This window comes from Streptomyces colonosanans, from assembly GCF_001866645.1.
Taxonomy (GTDB): domain Bacteria; phylum Actinomycetota; class Actinomycetes; order Streptomycetales; family Streptomycetaceae; genus Streptomyces; species Streptomyces colonosanans.
This window is the reverse complement of the sequence record NZ_MLYP01000011.1, coordinates 1-15,696: the sequence shown is the minus strand read 5'-3', so window position 1 is coordinate 15,696 and position 15,696 is coordinate 1. Positions and strand designations below refer to the sequence as shown.

Annotated in this window: 12 protein-coding genes; 6 read left to right on the top strand and 6 right to left on the bottom strand. The window is 70.0% G+C overall.

Annotated elements, in window-relative coordinates; translation table 11 throughout:
* Positions 1-16 precede the first annotated feature (16 nt).
* From BIV24_RS05425 to aspS, 3 genes are all read right to left on the bottom strand, one after another.
* Entirely contained in the window at positions 17-1,651 is a 1,635-nt protein-coding gene (locus tag BIV24_RS05425) for a sensor histidine kinase (protein ID WP_071364993.1), read from the bottom strand.
* A complete protein-coding gene (locus BIV24_RS05420) occupies positions 1,648-2,343 on the bottom strand; it encodes a response regulator transcription factor (protein ID WP_071364992.1) in 696 nt (231 codons plus the stop codon). Before BIV24_RS05420 ends, BIV24_RS05425 begins: the two co-directional genes overlap by 4 nt.
* A 233-nt stretch (positions 2,344-2,576) precedes the next feature.
* Positions 2,577-4,340: an aspartate--tRNA ligase gene (gene aspS / locus BIV24_RS05415; RefSeq protein WP_071364991.1), complete on the bottom strand. Its 1,764-nt coding sequence runs from the start codon at positions 4,338-4,340 to the stop codon at positions 2,577-2,579.
* 347 nt (positions 4,341-4,687) lie between these two features.
* Between aspS and BIV24_RS05410 the strand changes: the two genes are divergently transcribed.
* Entirely contained in the window at positions 4,688-6,838 is a 2,151-nt protein-coding gene (locus BIV24_RS05410; RefSeq protein ID WP_071364990.1) for an ATP-binding SpoIIE family protein phosphatase, read from the top strand.
* Between the two features lie 81 nt (positions 6,839-6,919).
* Here BIV24_RS05410 and BIV24_RS05405 read toward each other — a convergent pair whose 3' ends face one another.
* Both BIV24_RS05405 and BIV24_RS05400 read right to left on the bottom strand, forming a co-directional pair.
* Entirely contained in the window at positions 6,920-7,900 is a 981-nt protein-coding gene (locus BIV24_RS05405) for a pirin family protein (protein WP_071364989.1), read from the bottom strand.
* Positions 7,901-8,053: 153 nt separating this feature from the next.
* Positions 8,054-9,589 carry an MFS transporter gene (locus tag BIV24_RS05400; protein ID WP_071364988.1) on the bottom strand — a complete coding sequence of 512 codons (1,536 nt, stop codon included), beginning with the start codon at positions 9,587-9,589 and terminating at the stop codon, positions 8,054-8,056.
* A 185-nt stretch (positions 9,590-9,774) separates the two neighbouring features.
* Here BIV24_RS05400 and BIV24_RS05395 point away from each other — a divergent pair, with 185 nt between their 5' ends.
* Complete coding sequence (locus BIV24_RS05395) at positions 9,775-10,521, top strand: TetR/AcrR family transcriptional regulator (RefSeq protein ID WP_071364987.1); 747 nt, start codon at positions 9,775-9,777, stop codon at positions 10,519-10,521.
* Between the two features lie 86 nt (positions 10,522-10,607).
* Here BIV24_RS05395 and BIV24_RS05390 read toward each other — a convergent pair whose 3' ends face one another.
* A complete protein-coding gene (locus tag BIV24_RS05390) occupies positions 10,608-11,090 on the bottom strand; it encodes an SseB family protein (RefSeq protein WP_071364986.1) in 483 nt (160 codons plus the stop codon).
* Between the two features lie 142 nt (positions 11,091-11,232).
* Between BIV24_RS05390 and BIV24_RS05385 the strand changes: the two genes are divergently transcribed.
* From BIV24_RS05385 to BIV24_RS05375, 4 genes are all read left to right on the top strand, one after another.
* Positions 11,233-13,059, top strand: a complete 1,827-nt coding sequence (locus BIV24_RS05385; protein ID WP_071364985.1) for an acyl-CoA dehydrogenase — start codon at positions 11,233-11,235, stop codon at positions 13,057-13,059.
* Positions 13,060-13,226: 167 nt separating this feature from the next.
* On the top strand, positions 13,227-14,525 hold the full coding sequence (locus BIV24_RS05380) for a M18 family aminopeptidase (RefSeq protein ID WP_071364984.1): 1,299 nt from the start codon (positions 13,227-13,229) through the stop codon (positions 14,523-14,525).
* 131 nt (positions 14,526-14,656) lie between these two features.
* Positions 14,657-14,809, top strand: coding sequence for a hypothetical protein (locus BIV24_RS34165; protein ID WP_177198625.1), 153 nt, complete (start codon positions 14,657-14,659; stop codon positions 14,807-14,809).
* 119 nt (positions 14,810-14,928) lie between these two features.
* The gene (locus tag BIV24_RS05375; protein WP_071364983.1) at positions 14,929-15,423 is read left to right on the top strand and encodes an LURP-one-related/scramblase family protein; all 495 of its coding nucleotides are present in this window, start codon (positions 14,929-14,931) and stop codon (positions 15,421-15,423) included.
* Positions 15,424-15,696: the final 273 nt, after the last annotated feature.

Here is a 15,696-nt window from a genome sequence, read left to right as displayed (position 1 = left end):
CTGTCGGGGCACCGGGTCAGCCATCGACCACCGGCTCCCCGGTAGCCATGAGCGTGACCGTGAACGTCGTCCCCGCCCCCACCGTGCTGCGCGCCGCGATCGTCCCCCCGTGGTCGGTCACGATCTGACGGGCGATCGACAGGCCGAGGCCGCTGCCCCCGGTGGCGCGGCCCCGGGAGGGGTCCGCCCGCCAGAAGCGGTCGAAGAGGCGGGGCAGGTCCTCGGCGGATATCCCCTTGCCGGTGTCACGGACCTCGACGACGGCGAAGGCGCCGCGCCGGACGGCCGCCAGGGTGACGGTGCCGCCCTGCCCGGTGGCGCGCAGCGCGTTGCCGACCAGGTTGCCGAGGACCTGCCGCAGCCGGTCGGCGTCCGCGTCGACGTGCACCGGGCCCTCGATGTCCACGCGGAGCGTCACGCCTGCGGTGTGGGCCTGGGCACGGTGCGCGGTGCGGCACGCCTCCAGCAGGTCGCCGAGATCGACCGTGGCCCGGTGGTAGGTGAGCGCGCCCGCCTCGGCCAGGGCCAGGTCCCGGAGGTCGTCCACGATCCGCTGCTGGAGCAGGGCCTCCTCGTGCAGGGAGTCGAGCAGTTCGGGGGTCGGCTCCACGACACCGTCCCGTAGCGCCTCCAGGTAGCCGCGCAGATTGGCGAGCGGAGTGCGCAGTTCGTGGGCTATGTCGCCGGTGAGTCTGCGTTGCTGCTGCTCGGCGGCCTGCAGGGAGTCCGCCATCCGGTTGAAGGCGCGGCCCAGCTCGGCGATCTCGTCCCGGCCGGACACGGAGACGCGCCGCTCCAACTCCCCCTCGCCCAGCCCCCGGGCGGCCGAGGTCAGAGCGCGGACGGGGCGCAGAACGGCCCGGCTCAGCAGCAGTGCGCCGAGCAGGGCGACGAGAGCGACCCCGGCCGCGACGGCCACGGTGGGGGCGGCGGCGAGGGTGGCCGGTGACTCGTCGCGGACGCCGAGGCGCACGGTGAGCCGGGGCGGCGCGACCGAGGCGGTCCGCTCGGTGAAGACACGTTGCAGGCAGGCGGTGAGGTCTGGTTCCTTCTCGCACTTGAATGCGGCCGCGGCGTCCTGCCTCCCCTGCGGCTCGACCCACAGGTCCGGCTTCACGCACTGCGCCGAGCGCGGGGCGGCGCTCACCACGGGCAGGCCGAGGGAATCGGTCCGGGCGGTCACCCGGGCCCCGGCCCGGGTCAGGCAGGCGGCGTACACGGCGGTGGAACGGTACTCGCCGATCGCGGTCACCGTGCGCTTGATGGAGGCCATCGGCACCAGACCGGCCGGCAGCCGCAGCACGGGCCGCGGGTCGACCAGGACGGGGGGCTGCCCGCTGACGGCACGCGGGGTACGGCCCGCCAGAGCGTCGGAGTCGGCGAGGAGCACATCGGTCTCGGTGGTGACGCGGATGCGCTGGCCGGTGTCCTCGGCCAGTTCGCTCACCGTGGGGGAGAGCCCGGTCCAGGTGCCGTGCGCGAAGCCGTATGCGTGCAGTTCGCCGGTGATCCGGGAGACCTCCTGGCGTCCGGCCGTGACGGAGTCCTGTACCTGGCTGGTGACCTGCCGCAGCGTCAGCCACGCAGTGGCGGCCGTGGCGGCCAGGGCGATCAGCGCGAGCAGGCCGAGCACACGTAACCGGAAGCTCACCGCTCGCCCCCCGCCGCGAGCCGGTAACCGCGCCCGTACACGGTCTCGACGTAGTGCGCGCCCGGCCGCCCCTGCCCCAACTTCCTGCGCAGATTCATGACATGGGCGTCGACGGTGCGCTCCAGCACGTTCTGGTCGAAGCCGAAGACCCGGTCGATGATCTGTGCCCGAGTGAAGACCCGTCCTGGTTCCCCCGCGAGCACCGTCAGGATCGCGAACTCCTTGCCGGTGAGGGGTATATGACTTCCCGTCACCCGTACCTCGAAACGAGCCGTGTCGATCTCCAGGTCGCCCACGGTCAGTACGTCCGCTTGCGCGCCCTCGGCGGCCCGCGACCGGCGCAGCAGAGCCCTGACCCGGGCGGTCAACTCCCGCGGGCTGTAAGGCTTGGTCATGTAGTCGTCGGCCCCGAGGTCGAGGCCGAGCAGCATGTCCTCCTCCGTGGTGCGCGCGGTGAGCAGCAGGATCGGTACCTGGGACTCGGCACGCAGGATCCGGCAGACGTCGAGGCCGTCGACGTGCGGCATCATCACGTCGAGCACGATGAGGTCGGGCCGCGTGCTGCGGGCCCGGTCGATCGCGGAGCGCCCGTCGGCCACCACCTGGACGTCGTTGCCTTCGCGTTCCAGATAGATCCGAATGAGCTGCGCCTGTTTCACGTCATCCTCGGCGACGAGTATCCGAGCGGGCAACGCGACTCCTTCGACGGGGATTTCACAGATTACCGAAGGATTTCCGGGACATCCGGAGATCGGAATTCTGGAATCCAGCCGACCCCGGCGGACCCGTTCCGGCAACGAAAAGGGACCTGGAATCGACGTCGCTTCCAGGTCCCTTGCCGTAGTCCTACCGCGAGGCCGCGCCCTTCACTTCACGGAAGCGGAATGCGCACCCGTCCGGGCGCAGGGGCCCTCGCAATCGGGTCCTACTTGGGCTGCGGCTTGCGCACCGAGAGGTGCAGCTCCCGCAGACGGGCCTCCTCCAGCTCGGTCGGCGCGCCCATCATCAGGTCCTGGGCATTGCCGTTGAGCGGGAAGGCGATCGTCTCGCGGATGCTCGGCTCGTCGGCGAGCAGCATGACGATGCGGTCGACGCCGGGCGCGATGCCGCCGTGCGGCGGGGCGCCGAAGCGGAAGGCGCGCAGCATGCCCGCGAACTTCTCCTCGACCGTGTCCCGGTCGTAGCCCGCGATCTCGAACGCCTTGAGCATGATCTCCGGCTCGTGGTTCCGGATCGCGCCGGAGGACAGCTCGACGCCGTTGCAGACGATGTCGTACTGCCAGCCCAGGATGTCCAGCGGGTCCTGGGTCTCCAGGGCCTCCAGACCACCCTGCGGCATCGAGAACGGGTTGTGCGAGAAGTCGATCTTGCCGGTCTCCTCGTCCCTCTCGTACATCGGGAAGTCGACGATCCAGCAGAAGCGGAAGACGTTCTCCTCGAAATGACCGGCGCGCTTGGCGGCCTCGACCCGCACCGCGCCCATGATCTTCGAGACCTCTTCGAACTCGCCCGCGCCGAAGAAGACCGCGTGCCCGGCGGCCAGCGACAGGCGCTTGGTCAGCTCGGCGACGTTCTCCTCGGTCAGGAACTTCGCGATCGGGCCGGTCAGCGAGCCGTCCTCGGCCACGCGGACCCAGGCAAGGCCCTTGGCGCCCAGCGAGACGGCGAAGTCACCGAGCTGGTCGAAGAACTTGCGGGGCTGCGCGGAGACGTCCGGCACCGGCAGGGCGCGCACGTGCTTGCCCGCGAAGGCCTTGAACTCCGAGCCCTCGAAGATGTCGGTGATGTCGACCAGTTCGAGCTTGGCCCGCAGGTCCGGCTTGTCGGAGCCGTACTTCAGCATCGCCTCGCGGAACGGGATGCGGGGGAACGGGGAGGTGACGTGACGGCCACCGCCGAACTCCTCGAACAGTTCCGTCATCAGCTTCTCGATCGGCTGGAAGACGTCCTCCTGCTCGACGAAGCTCATCTCGACGTCGAGCTGGTAGAACTCGCCCGGCGAGCGGTCGGCGCGGGCGTCCTCGTCGCGGAAGCAGGGCGCGATCTGGAAGTAGCGGTCGAAGCCGGAGATCATCAGCAGCTGCTTGAACTGCTGCGGGGCCTGCGGCAGGGCGTAGAACCTGCCCGGGCTCAGCCGGGAGGGCACGACGAAGTCGCGGGCGCCCTCGGGGGAGGTGGCGGACAGGATCGGCGTCGCCATCTCGTTGAAGCCCATGGCCACCATCTTGTGGCGGATGGCCGAGATCACGGCCGTACGCAGCATGATGTTGCGGTGCATGCGCTCGCGGCGCAGGTCCAGGAAGCGGTACTCCAGGCGCCGCTCCTCGTTGACCCCGTCTTCGGCGTTGATCGTGAAGGGGAGCGGGGCGGCCGCGCCCAGCACCTCCACCTCGCCAACCTCGACCTCGACCTCACCGGTCGGCAGGTCCGGGTTCACATTCTCCGCACCGCGGGAGACGACCGAGCCGTCGACCCGCACCACCGTCTCCTTGGACAGCTTGTCCAGCTCCTCGTACGCCGGCGTGCCGGGACGGGCGACGAGCTGCGTGATGCCGTAGTGGTCGCGCAGATCGATGAAGAGGATGCCGCCCAGGTCGCGCCGATTGTGCAGCCAGCCACTCAGCCGGACGTCGCTGCCGACGTCAGAGGCGCGGAGCTCGCCGCAGGTGTGGGACCTGTACCGATGCATCGTCGTTCATCCAGTCTTCGCGGATCGGGGTCTTTCCGGGGTCGCTCACCCCGGTGCCTCCGGGCGCACAAGGCCCGGACCTACCAAGCGTACCGGCCGCCCCGAGATCGCCTCCCCTCCTTTGATGCCGCCCTCGATGGATGCCGCCGTCGAGGCCTCCTCACTCGCTGCCGTCCCCCCTCCGGGAATCGAGGCCGCCCCCGAGTGATCGAACGACTGATCGAACACAGAGGGCGGTACACCCTGGATGCGACTGAATGCGACCTAAATCACCTGAAACACTCTCAAGCTCACCCTTTTCTTACCTTCGGTGGCACTCCGCGATCACCTCTTCCTACAGTGGGGCGATGCGTACCGATGAGCCCCTGCCCGCCGTGGGGGACGTCCTGGCCACTCTTGCGACCGGACTGTGGCACTACGACACCACCGCGGGGCTCGTCACTCTCGACGCCGAGTCCGCGCGGCTGGTCGGGTTGCCCGCGGAGCCGACGACGCTCACCGAGGCCGGAATGCGGTCCCGTTTCCACCCCGTCGACTGGAACGAGGTCGACGGGGTCGTCCAGCTCGCCCTCGCCGAGGGCACCCTCGCCGAGGCCCGGATGCGGATCATGGACGCGCAGGGGCGCGTGGTCCGTGTCGTGCGCAGCCGTTCCAAGCCGTCGCTGCACCCGCAGACCGGGGAGTACGAGCTGGTCGGCACCCTCCAGGAGGTCACCGACCCCTCCCCGGGCGCCACCGCGCGCTCCGCCGTCATCGGCGACTGGCGCCGCTCGCGCGAGGCGTTCCTGCTGGACGCGGGGCGCGCGCTGGCCGAGGCACGGTCCACCGAGGAGGTACTGCGGGTCGCGGCCGGCCTCTCGATGCCCGGGTTCTCGCCGGACGGGCTCGCGGTCTTCGGCGCCGAGGGCGAGCGGCTGACCGTGCTCGGCCACCACGGGCACAGGCCGGGGGACGAGGGCCCCTTCACCGACATGTCGCTGGGCTCGGACTACCCGGCCGCCGAGGTCGTCGGCACCGGCCGCGCCGTCTATCTGTCCTCACCGGCGGAGTACAAGAACCGCTACCCGGCCTCCTGGCCGCTCGCCGCGCGGTTCGGCCACCAGTCGTGGGCGTTCCTGCCGCTCACCGTGGCGGGGCGCACCATGGGCGCGTGGATGGCGGCGTTCAAGCACCCCGTCGCCTTCTCGCCCGACGAACGCTCGGTACTCACCACGGTCGCCCGGATGCTCGCCCAGGCGCTCTCCCGCGCCGGCGCCGCCGAGACGGAGCGCGAGCTGACGGACGGGCTCCAGCGCTCGATGCTGCCCACCCTGGGCCCGCAGATACCCGGGATGACCGTGGCCGCGCGCTACGTCCCCACCGGCGGCGGGCTCCAGGTGGGCGGTGACTGGTACGACATGATCCAGCTGCCCGGGGGCGCGTCCGAGGGAGGCCGGTTCGCGCTCACCATCGGCGACGTCCAGGGCCACGACGTACGCGCCGCGGGACTCATGGGCCAGCTGCGGATAGCCCTGCGCGCGTACGCGTCCGAGGGCCACCGCCCGGACGCGGTCCTCTCCCGCGCCTCGCGCTTCCTGCACGGGATGACGTACGGCGAGGACGGCACCGACCTGCGCTTCGCGACCTGCCTCTACGTCGAGGTGGACCCGGCGACCGGCACGCTGGAGATCGCCCGGGCCGGCCACCCCGACCCCGCGGTCCTCATGGCGGACGGGACGGTGCTGACGCGGCCGACCGCGGGCGGGCTGCCGCTCGGTATCGACCCGGACTCCGACTATCCGACCACGCGTCTCGTTCTGGAACCCGGCGAGACCATGCTGATCTGCACGGACGGCCTGATCGAGACCGGTGGGCACGACCTGGACACCGGCTGGCTGCGGCTGCGGCGGACCCTGGAGGAGCACGACGGCGACCTGGAGATGCTGGCGGACGCGCTGGTCCAGGCCGTCCACGGGCCCTCATCGCACCATGCCACCGGGCCGCTGACCGACCGGCGCGAGGACGACATAGCGCTCCTGCTGCTGTGCCGGGTGGGCGAGGGGTGCTGCGCGGACACGGCCACCCGGAGACGGTCGGCCGTGCGCCGCTCGGCGCTGACGGTCGCGCAGGCCGAACCCGAGCGGATCGCGGGCGCCCGGCAGCAGCTGCGCGAGCTGCTGCACGACTGGTCCTCCGCGGACCAGGTCGACTCGGCCGTGCTCCTGGCCTCGGAGATGCTCACGAACGTCCTCGTGCACACCGACTCCGACGCACTCCTCGTCGCCGAGGTCTCCGGCGACAAGGACGGCTCCGGCGGACGCCGGATGCGCGTGGAGGTGACGGACACCAGCGACGACCTGCCGCACCCGCGTCGCCCCGGCGAGCTCGCCTCCTCCGGGCGCGGACTGGTCCTGGTGGAGTTGCTCGCGGACGCCTGGGGGGTGGACCCGCGGGGCGACGGCAAGAGCATCTGGTTCGAGCTGTACGAGGACCCCGCGAAGGGGGACGGGGAGGGGTAGGACGCGAAGGGCGGGCCGTCCTGTACGGACGGCCCGCCCGAGTGCGCCGCGTCAGACTCCGAGCGCCGGGGAAGCCCCTGGTCAGGCGCCCTGCGGGCCGCTCTCGGTCATCCCGTGCACCGCCGGGATCGTCCCGAGCCGCCCCTTCTGGAAGTCCTCGAAGGCCTGCTGCAGCTCCTCACGGGTGTTCATCACGAACGGGCCGTAGTGGACCATCGGCTCACGGATGGGCTGCCCACCCAGGAGCACGACCTCCAGGTCCGGCGTGTGGGAGTCCTGCTTCTCGTCCGCGCGGATGGTCAGCGAGGAGCCTGCGCCGAAGACGGCCGTCTGGCCGAGGTGGATCGGCCGCCGCTGCGTGCCGACGGTGCCGCGGCCGGCCAGGACGTACGCGAGGGCGTTGAAGTCCTCGCGCCAGGGCAGAGTGATCTCCGCGCCCGGTGCCACGGTCGCGTGGACCAGGGTGATCGGCGTGTGCGTGATACCGGGACCCTTGTGGCCGTCCAGCTCACCGGCGATGACACGCAGCAGCGCGCCGCCGTCGGGGGTGGTCAGCAGCTGGACCTGGCCACCGCGGATGTCCTGGTAGCGCGGGGCCATCATCTTGTCCTTGGCGGGCAGGTTGACCCACAGCTGGATGCCGTGGAACAGACCGCCGGACACGACGAGCGACTCCGGCGGGGCCTCGATGTGCAGAAGGCCCGAGCCCGCGGTCATCCACTGGGTGTCGCCGTTGGTGATGGTGCCGCCACCACCGTGGGAGTCCTGGTGGTCGAAGGTGCCGTCAATGATGTAGGTGACGGTTTCGAAGCCGCGGTGCGGGTGCCAGGGGGTGCCCTTGGGCTCGCCCGGCGCGTACTCCACCTCGCCCATCTGGTCCATCATGATGAACGGGTCGAGGTGGCGGTAGTTGATCCCGGCGAACGCACGGCGCACCGGGAAGCCCTCGCCCTCGAAACCGCTGGGCGCGGTCGTCACACCGAGCACGGGACGGGCCACCGCGTCGGCGGGCGCGGCCACACGGGGCAGGGTCAGCGGGTTCTCGACGGTCACTGCAGGCATGTCGGTACCTCCTTGTGCTCCCACTTTAGTTGAGCATTGAACTTTCTGCCACCTCCAACAGAAAGAACCCCGAGGACATTCCCTCCGGTGACGACGGAAGGCCGGCACCCCGCACACAGGGCACCGGCCTTCACCCGCAAGGACCCGAGAGGATCAGACGGCGAGCTCCTCCCGCTTCTCGGCGTCAGCAGCCGACTTCAGGTCCGGCTCCACCCCCGCCCGCTCCTCCGTCCTGCGGTCCCGCATCACCAGCGTGGCCAGGACGGCCGCCGCCAGGACACCGATCGCGCTGACCATGAAGGTCGTCGACATCGAGGTGACGAAGGCCTCCCGCGCCGACCGCACCAGGCCGCTGTCGCCCTGTGCCACCGCCAGCGCCCCGGCGATCGAGTGCTTCGCCTCGTCCGGCGCCCCGGCCGGCATCTCGGCCGCGAAGCCACTGGAGAGCAGCGAGCCCAGGATCGCGATGCCCAGCGCCGCACCGGCCTGCTGGATGGTGTCGTTCAGGGCCGAGCCGACGCCCGCCTTGTCCTCGGGAATCGTGCCCATCAGCGCACCCACCGCGGCCGGCATCGCCAGACCCGCACCGAGCCCGAGCAGGCCGAGCGCCACCGCCGGGACGGTGAACCCGGAGTCGGCCTTCACCGTGGTCAGCAGGGCGAAGCAGGCGACCATGACGAGCATTCCGGTCAGGATGACGAACCGGTTGCCGATCTTCGCGGCGAGCTTGACGCCCACCCCGTTGCCGATCAGCGCGGTGACGGCGAGCGGCAGGAACGCCAGGCCGGCCCTGACCGGCGAGTAGCCGAGGACGAACTGGAGGTACTGGGTCAGGACCAGCATCAGACCGCCGTTGCCGATCTGCACCAGGGCCAGCGAGAGCGAACCGCCGCTGAAGTTGCGGTGCTTGAACAGGACCAGCGGGACCATCGGGGAGGCGGTGACGTTCTCCCAGATCACGAACCCGGCCAGCGAGACGATCGCGGCGGCCAGAGTGATGGTCGAGCGGCCGCCGAATGCGCCGTGCTGCGGCAAGTCGATGATCCACCAGACCAGGGCCGTCATACCGGCCGAGGACAGCACCGCGCCGAGCGGGTCCGGCTTCTGCCAGGGGGCCTTCGACTCCGGCATCAGGGTCACGCCGGCCAGCAGGGCCAGCACCACGATCGGGACGTTGATGAAGAAGATCGCCTGCCAGGAGAAGTGGTCGATCAGGACGCCGCCCAGCACCGGGCTGCCGACCAGGCCGAGCATCGACACCGAGCCCCAGGCCGCCATCGCCTTGCCGCGCTCCTCCTCGTCGAAGACGGTGATGAGGATCGAGAGCGTCGAGGGCATGATCAGCGCGCCGCCGACACCCATCGCGACACGTACGGCGATCACCTCGCCGGGACTGGTACACCAGGTCGCCGCCAGTGAGGCCGCCCCGAACAGCAGCAGACCGATCAGCATCACCTTCCGGCGCCCGAACCGGTCACCCAGGCTGCCGGAGGTGAGAAGCAGGCCGGCGAAAACCAGGATGTAGGAGTCCAGGATCCACTGGGTCTGCTGGGCGCTCGCGCCGATGTCCTCGGTCATCGCCGGTACCGCCACGGTGAGCGCCATGTTGTCGACCACCAGGACCAGCGTGCTCAGACAGAGCACGACCAGGATCCACCAGCGGCGTGGATTGCGAGCTTGGGCTTCCATGGCTGCTTCCCTCCGACTTGCTTCCGTCGTACGCCCGTTGACGCCCGACTTGCGAACACCGTTCCTTCGTTGCGCACACCGTACGCAACACCGAACAGTGTTCGCAACCCTTGATGTCTGTACGCTGGATGCGAACGATGTACGCAAGGAAGCGGAAGCATCGGAACAGCGGAGGAGCACGCACCATGGCCGCAAGGGCGACGAAACCGGACCAGGGCCCGAACCCGATCCCCTCCGTGTGGGCCCGCCCCCAGCCCAAGCCCGACCAGCCCGCCCTCAGCCGGGCCGCCATCGTCCGCGAGGCGATCGCGATGCTGGACGCGGACGGCATCGACGCCCTGAGCATGCGCAAGCTCGGCGCCCGTCTGAACGCCGGCGCGACCTCGCTCTACCGGCACGTGGCCACCAAGGACGAGCTGATGGAACTCGCCGTGGACGAGGTCGCCGCCGAGATCCACGTACCGCCCGCCGGCGGCCCCGACTGGCGCGCCGATATCACCGAGGCCGCGCGGTCCTTCCGCGCGACGGCCCTACGGCATCCGTGGCTGTCCTCTGTCCTCGGCCAGGCGGGGCTCGCCTACCTGGGCCCCAACCTGATGAACTTCTCCGAGCGCCTCGCCGCCCTGTTCGCGGCGGCCGGCTTCCCGCACCCGTCCAGGGCGATCGAGGCGGTGCTGTCGTACGTCATCGGGGTGAGCACCACGGAGGCGGCCTGGCTCACCACCATCGCGCGCTCCGGCGAGACCGAGGCCGACTTCGTCGCCCGCCTCCTGCCCGCCGCGCAGCAGGCCGCCGCCGGCCACGACCATCTCGCCGACGGCTACGCCGACACCGCCGCGTCGACCACGGACCCGGTGGCTGTTCGGGACGAGAAGTTCACCTACGGCCTGGAGATCGTCCTCGACGGCCTGGCCCTGCGGCTGCCCCGCTGACCGGTCGGCCCGGCCCCTTGGTGTGCGCGGCGACCGTTCAGCCGTCCGCGAAGCACGGCGTCCAGCCATCTGCGAAGCAATGGCGTCTAGCCATACATCCGGCGCATCGCGAACTCGACCATCTGCTCCACGGCCTTCGCGTCGAAGACCATGCGGTGCTCCCCCTCCATGTCGAGCACGAAGCCGTACCCCGTCGGCAGCAGGTCGATCACCTCCGCCCCGGTGATCACGAAGTACTTCGACTCCTTGCCCGCGTACCGCCGCAGCTCCTTCAGCGAGGTGAACATCGGGATCACCGGCTGCTGGGTGTTGTGCAGGGCGAGGAACCCGGGGTTGTCGCCGCGCGGGCAGTACACCTTGGACGTGGCGAAGGCCTGCTGGAAGTCCTCGGCGGTCATCGACCCCGTGGTGAACGCGCGGACCGCGTCCGCGAGCGACGGCGGCGACGGCTCGGGGTAGAGCGGCGGCTGCTGACCGTATCCACCGGGCATCTGCCCGCCCGGCATGGGCCCGGGCATCTGCTGCGACGAGTCGTACTGCTGCGCGCCAGCGTTCTGGTAGCCGTACATACCGCAAAGAGTAGTGGGCCACATATGGGCCACCAGGGTTGCTTCTTATTACCGGCGGGTAGCATCATCGGAGCTACTAGTTGGTACGTGAACCAGTTGCGAGGAGACAGTGCCTCGCCGATCCTTCTACGGAGCCGTCACCATGGGGCACTACAAGTCGAACCTCCGCGACATCGAGTTCAACCTCTTCGAAGTACTCGGGCGCGACAAGCTGTACGGCAACGGCCCGTTCGCGGAGATGGACCCGGACACCGCCAAGAGCATCCTCGAAGAGCTGACCCGCCTCGCGGAGAACGAGCTGGCGGAGTCCTTCACCGACGCGGACCGCAACCCGCCGGTCTTCGACCCCGCGACGAACACCGCCCCGATCCCCGAGTCCTTCAAGAAGAGCTACAAGGCCTTCATGGACTCCGAGTACTGGCGCCTCGGCCTGCCCGAGGAGATCGGTGGCACCACTGCCCCGCCGTCCCTGATCTGGGCGTACGCGGAGCTGGTCCTCGGCGCGAACCCGGCGATCTGGATGTACTCCTCCGGCCCGGCGTTCGCCCGCATCCTCTTCGAGGAGGGCACCGAGTGGCAGAAGAAGGTCGCCGGGATAGCGGTCGAGAAGACCTGGGGCTCCACCATGGTGCTCACCGAGCCGGACGCCGGCTCGGACGTCGGCGCCGGCCGCACCAAGGCCATCCAGCAGGAGGACGGCTCCTGGCACATCGAGGGCGTGAAGCGCTTCATCACGTCCGGTGAGCACGACATGGAGGAGAACATCCTCCACTACGTCCTCGCCCGTCCCGAGGGCGCCGGCCCCGGCACCAAGGGCCTGTCCCTCTTCCTCGTCCCGAAGTACCTCTTCGACTTCGAGACCGGCGAGCTGGGCGAGCGCAACGGCGTCTACGCCACGAACGTCGAGCACAAGATGGGCCTGAAGGCCTCCAACACCTGCGAGATGACCTTCGGCGACCGCCACCCGGCCAAGGGCTGGCTGATCGGCGACAAGCACGACGGCATCCGCCAGATGTTCCGCATCATCGAGTTCGCCCGCATGATGGTCGGCACGAAGGCGATCTCCACGCTGTCCACCGGCTACCTGAACGCGCTGGAGTACGCCAAGGAGCGCGTCCAGGGTCCGGACCTGGCGAACTTCATGGACAAGTCCGCGCCCAAGGTCACCATCACGCACCACCCCGACGTCCGCCGCTCGCTGATGACGCAGAAGGCGTACGCCGAGGGCATGCGCGCCCTCGTCCTCTACACCGCCTCCGTCCAGGACGCGATCGCGGTCAAGGAGGCGAACGGCGAGGACGCCGCCACCGAGCACGCGCTCAACGACCTGCTCCTGCCGATCGTCAAGGGCTACGGCTCCGAGAAGGGCTATGAGCAGCTCGCCCAGTCCCTGCAGACCTTCGGTGGCTCCGGCTTCCTGCAGGAGTACCCGATCGAGCAGTACATCCGCGACGCCAAGATCGACACCCTGTACGAGGGCACGACCGCGATCCAGGGTCAGGACTTCTTCTTCCGGAAGATCGTCCGCAACCAGGGCGCCGCGCTGAACTCGGTCGCCGAGGACATCAAGGAGTTCCTGGCGCTCGGCACCGGCGGCGAGCGGCTGGCGGGCGCTCGCGAGCACCTGGCCAAGGCCGCCTCGGAGCTGGAGGCGATCGTCGGCGTGATGCTGACCGACCTCGCGGGCACCGAGCAGGACGTCAAGAACATCTACAAGGTGGGCCTGAACGCCACCCGCCTGCTGCTGGCCTCCGGTGACGTGATCGTCGGGTACCTGCTGCTGAAGGGTGCCGCGATCGCCGCCGAGAAGCTCGAGACCGCCTCGGCCAAGGACCAGGCCTTCTACCAGGGCAAGATCGCGGCGGCGAAGTTCTTCGCGGCCAACGTCCTGCCGGGCGTGACCCTGGCCCGCAAGGTGGCCCAGGGCGTGGACCTGGACCTCATGGAGTTGGACGAGGCCGCGTTCTAGGACCCGCCCGACCGTGGGCGCCGGTGTACCCGGCGTCCGCGGGCGCGCGTGGACGACCAACCGGAATCTATCCGTCCGGTCAGCCCTCCATGCTCCTCCACATCCTCCTTACGAGGGCCTGCTCCCACCACGGGGAGCGGGCCCTCGTCCGTCGTTAAGGTGAATCCATGAGCACAAGCCCCCGCTTCGATCGCGGTCACACGGACGACCTCATGTCCTTCCTTGCGGCAAGCCCGTCGCCTTACCACGCGGTGGCGAACGCCGCCGAGCGACTGGAGAAGGCCGGCTTCCGGCAGGTCACGGAGACGGATGCGTGGGACGGGACGAGCGGCGGCAAGTATGTGCTGCGCGGTGGCGCGATCGTGGCGTGGTACGTCCCCGAGGGCGCCGACCCGCACACGCCGTTCCGGATCACGGGCACGCACACCGACTCCCCGAACCTGCGGGTGAAGCCGCGGCCGGACAGCGGCACGCACGGCTGGCGGCAGATCGCGGTGGAGATCTACGGCGGCCCGCTGCTCAACTCCTGGCTGGACCGCGATCTGGGCCTGTCCGGCCGGCTGTCCCTGCGCGACGGCTCGTCATGCCTGGTGAACATCGACAGGGCGCTGCTGCGTGTGCCGCAGCTGGCCATCCACCTGGACCGCTCGGTCTCGTCCGAGGGCCTGAAGCTCGACAAGCAGCGTCATCTGCAGCCGATCTGGGGACTGGGCAACGACGTCCGGGACGGCGACCTGATCGCGTTCCTGGAGGAGGAGCTGGGCCTGCCCGCCGGTGAGGTCACGGGCTGGGACCTGATGACCCACTCCATCGAGCCGCCGTCCTACCTGGGCCGGGACAAGGAGCTGGTGGCGGGCCCGCGCATGGACAACCTGCTGTCGGTGCACGCGGCCACCGCGGCGCTCGCGGCCGTGGCCTCCTCCGACGCCGCCCTCTCCGCCATCCCCGTGCTCGCGGCCTTCGATCACGAGGAGAACGGCTCCCAGTCGGACACCGGCGCCGACGGTCCCCTGCTCGGCTCGGTACTGGAACGCTCGGTGTTCGCCCGGGGCGGCTCCTACGAGGACCGGGCGCGCGCCTTCGCGGGCACGGTCTGCCTGTCCTCGGACACCGGTCACGCCGTCCACCCCAACTACCCGGAGCGGCACGACCCGACGCACCACCCGCGCGTCAACGGCGGGCCGATCCTCAAGGTCAACGTCAACAACCGCTACGCCACGGACGGTTCGGGCCGTGCGATCTTCGCGGCGGCCTGCGAGAAGGCGAACGTGCCCTTCCAGTCCTTCGTCTCGAACAACGCGATGCCCTGCGGCACGACCATCGGCCCCATCACCGCGGCCCGCCACGGCATCAAGACGGTCGACATCGGCACGGCGATCCTGTCGATGCACAGCGCCCGCGAACTGTGCGGCGCGCAGGACCCGTACCTGCTGGCGAACGCGTTGACGGCCTTCCTGGAGGGCTGACGGCACCACTCGGCTCCGGCGACGGCCCGCCCCCGATGACTCTGCGCGCAGGAACGCCTACAGGATGCGCACAGGCTGTCGCGGGGAGATGCTCGACGCATGCAGGGGGGCCACTGCAAGGGAGCGGTTCCATGCCACGAGACATCGACGACCAGGTACGCCGCCCGGACCGTGAGCGCCGGCCCGGCGAGATCACCGGCGAGGAGATCCGCGACCCGGAGGCGCGAGACCCCGACCGGCGTTCGACGTCGGACGACGAGGACGAGCAGGAGGGCTACCGCTAGGCGGGGCGCCTGTGGCCCCTTCACGGTCCGTGCGCGAGTCCCCCGCCGAGCGGCGGGGGACTCGGCCCGTCGGCCTGCCGGCGGCGTTTCGGACCCGCTGCGGGGGAAGCTCTGACCTTATGAGATTCCTGGTACGCGACCGGCTCCTCGGCTTCGGTGACGACTACTGGATCGAGGACCAGCACGGCAACAAGGTGTTCCTCGTCGACGGCAAGGCGATGCGGCTGCGGGACACGTTCGAGATCAAGGACAGGCGGGGACGCGTCCTCATCCACATCCACCAGAAGATGTTCGCCCTGCGCGACACGATGATCATCGAGCGCGACGGCGACCGGCTGGCCACCATCAAACGCAAACGCCTTTCCCTGCTTCGCAACCACTACCGCGTATCGCTGGCGGACGGCACGGACCTCGATGTCAGCGGCAAGATCCTCGACCGCGAGTTCGCCGTCGACCTCGACGGGGAACTGCTCGCGCAGATCTCGCGCCGCTGGCTTCACGTGCGGGAGACCTACGGTGTCGACATCGTGCGCGACGACGCGGATCCGGCGCTGGTGATCGCAGTGGCGGTGTGCGTGATCCACCTGGCGGAGAAGGAGCGGGAGGAGGGCTGAGGGGCTCCCCGCCGGTGCCCGGACGACGCACGTCGTCCGCTCTCGCGCCGGGGCAGGATACGGCCACGGGCGGGCGCGGCGCCCGCCCGCTGATCGGCACGCGCTAGTGCCGTGGCAGGCAACGTTTACCCGTTAAGGAGCGGCGTCGTGGGGGCACCTCCCGCTCTGGGGGTCCCCCCGCTCGAGCGGAGCCGAGAGTGGGGGAGAAGCCGAGAGTGGGGGAGCGTGCTCTCGGCGCGCCGGACGGAAGCCCTCGTACTGGACGTACTTGGG

Excerpts from the sequence above, each read along its gene's own strand:
- BIV24_RS05390 (WP_071364986.1), bottom strand. The coding sequence starts at position 11,090 with ATGTACGGCTACCAGAACGCTGGCGCGCAGCAGTACGACTCGTCGCAG.
- BIV24_RS05395 (WP_071364987.1), top strand. The coding sequence starts at position 9,775 with ATGGCCGCAAGGGCGACGAAACCGGACCAGGGCCCGAACCCGATCCCC.
- BIV24_RS05380 (WP_071364984.1), top strand. The coding sequence starts at position 13,227 with ATGAGCACAAGCCCCCGCTTCGATCGCGGTCACACGGACGACCTCATG.
- BIV24_RS34165 (WP_177198625.1), top strand. The coding sequence starts at position 14,657 with ATGCCACGAGACATCGACGACCAGGTACGCCGCCCGGACCGTGAGCGC.
- BIV24_RS05405 (WP_071364989.1), bottom strand. The coding sequence starts at position 7,900 with ATGCCTGCAGTGACCGTCGAGAACCCGCTGACCCTGCCCCGTGTGGCC.
- BIV24_RS05410 (WP_071364990.1), top strand. The coding sequence starts at position 4,688 with ATGCGTACCGATGAGCCCCTGCCCGCCGTGGGGGACGTCCTGGCCACT.
- BIV24_RS05375 (WP_071364983.1), top strand. The coding sequence starts at position 14,929 with ATGAGATTCCTGGTACGCGACCGGCTCCTCGGCTTCGGTGACGACTAC.
- aspS (WP_071364991.1), bottom strand. The coding sequence starts at position 4,340 with ATGCATCGGTACAGGTCCCACACCTGCGGCGAGCTCCGCGCCTCTGAC.
- BIV24_RS05400 (WP_071364988.1), bottom strand. The coding sequence starts at position 9,589 with ATGGAAGCCCAAGCTCGCAATCCACGCCGCTGGTGGATCCTGGTCGTG.
- BIV24_RS05385 (WP_071364985.1), top strand. The coding sequence starts at position 11,233 with ATGGGGCACTACAAGTCGAACCTCCGCGACATCGAGTTCAACCTCTTC.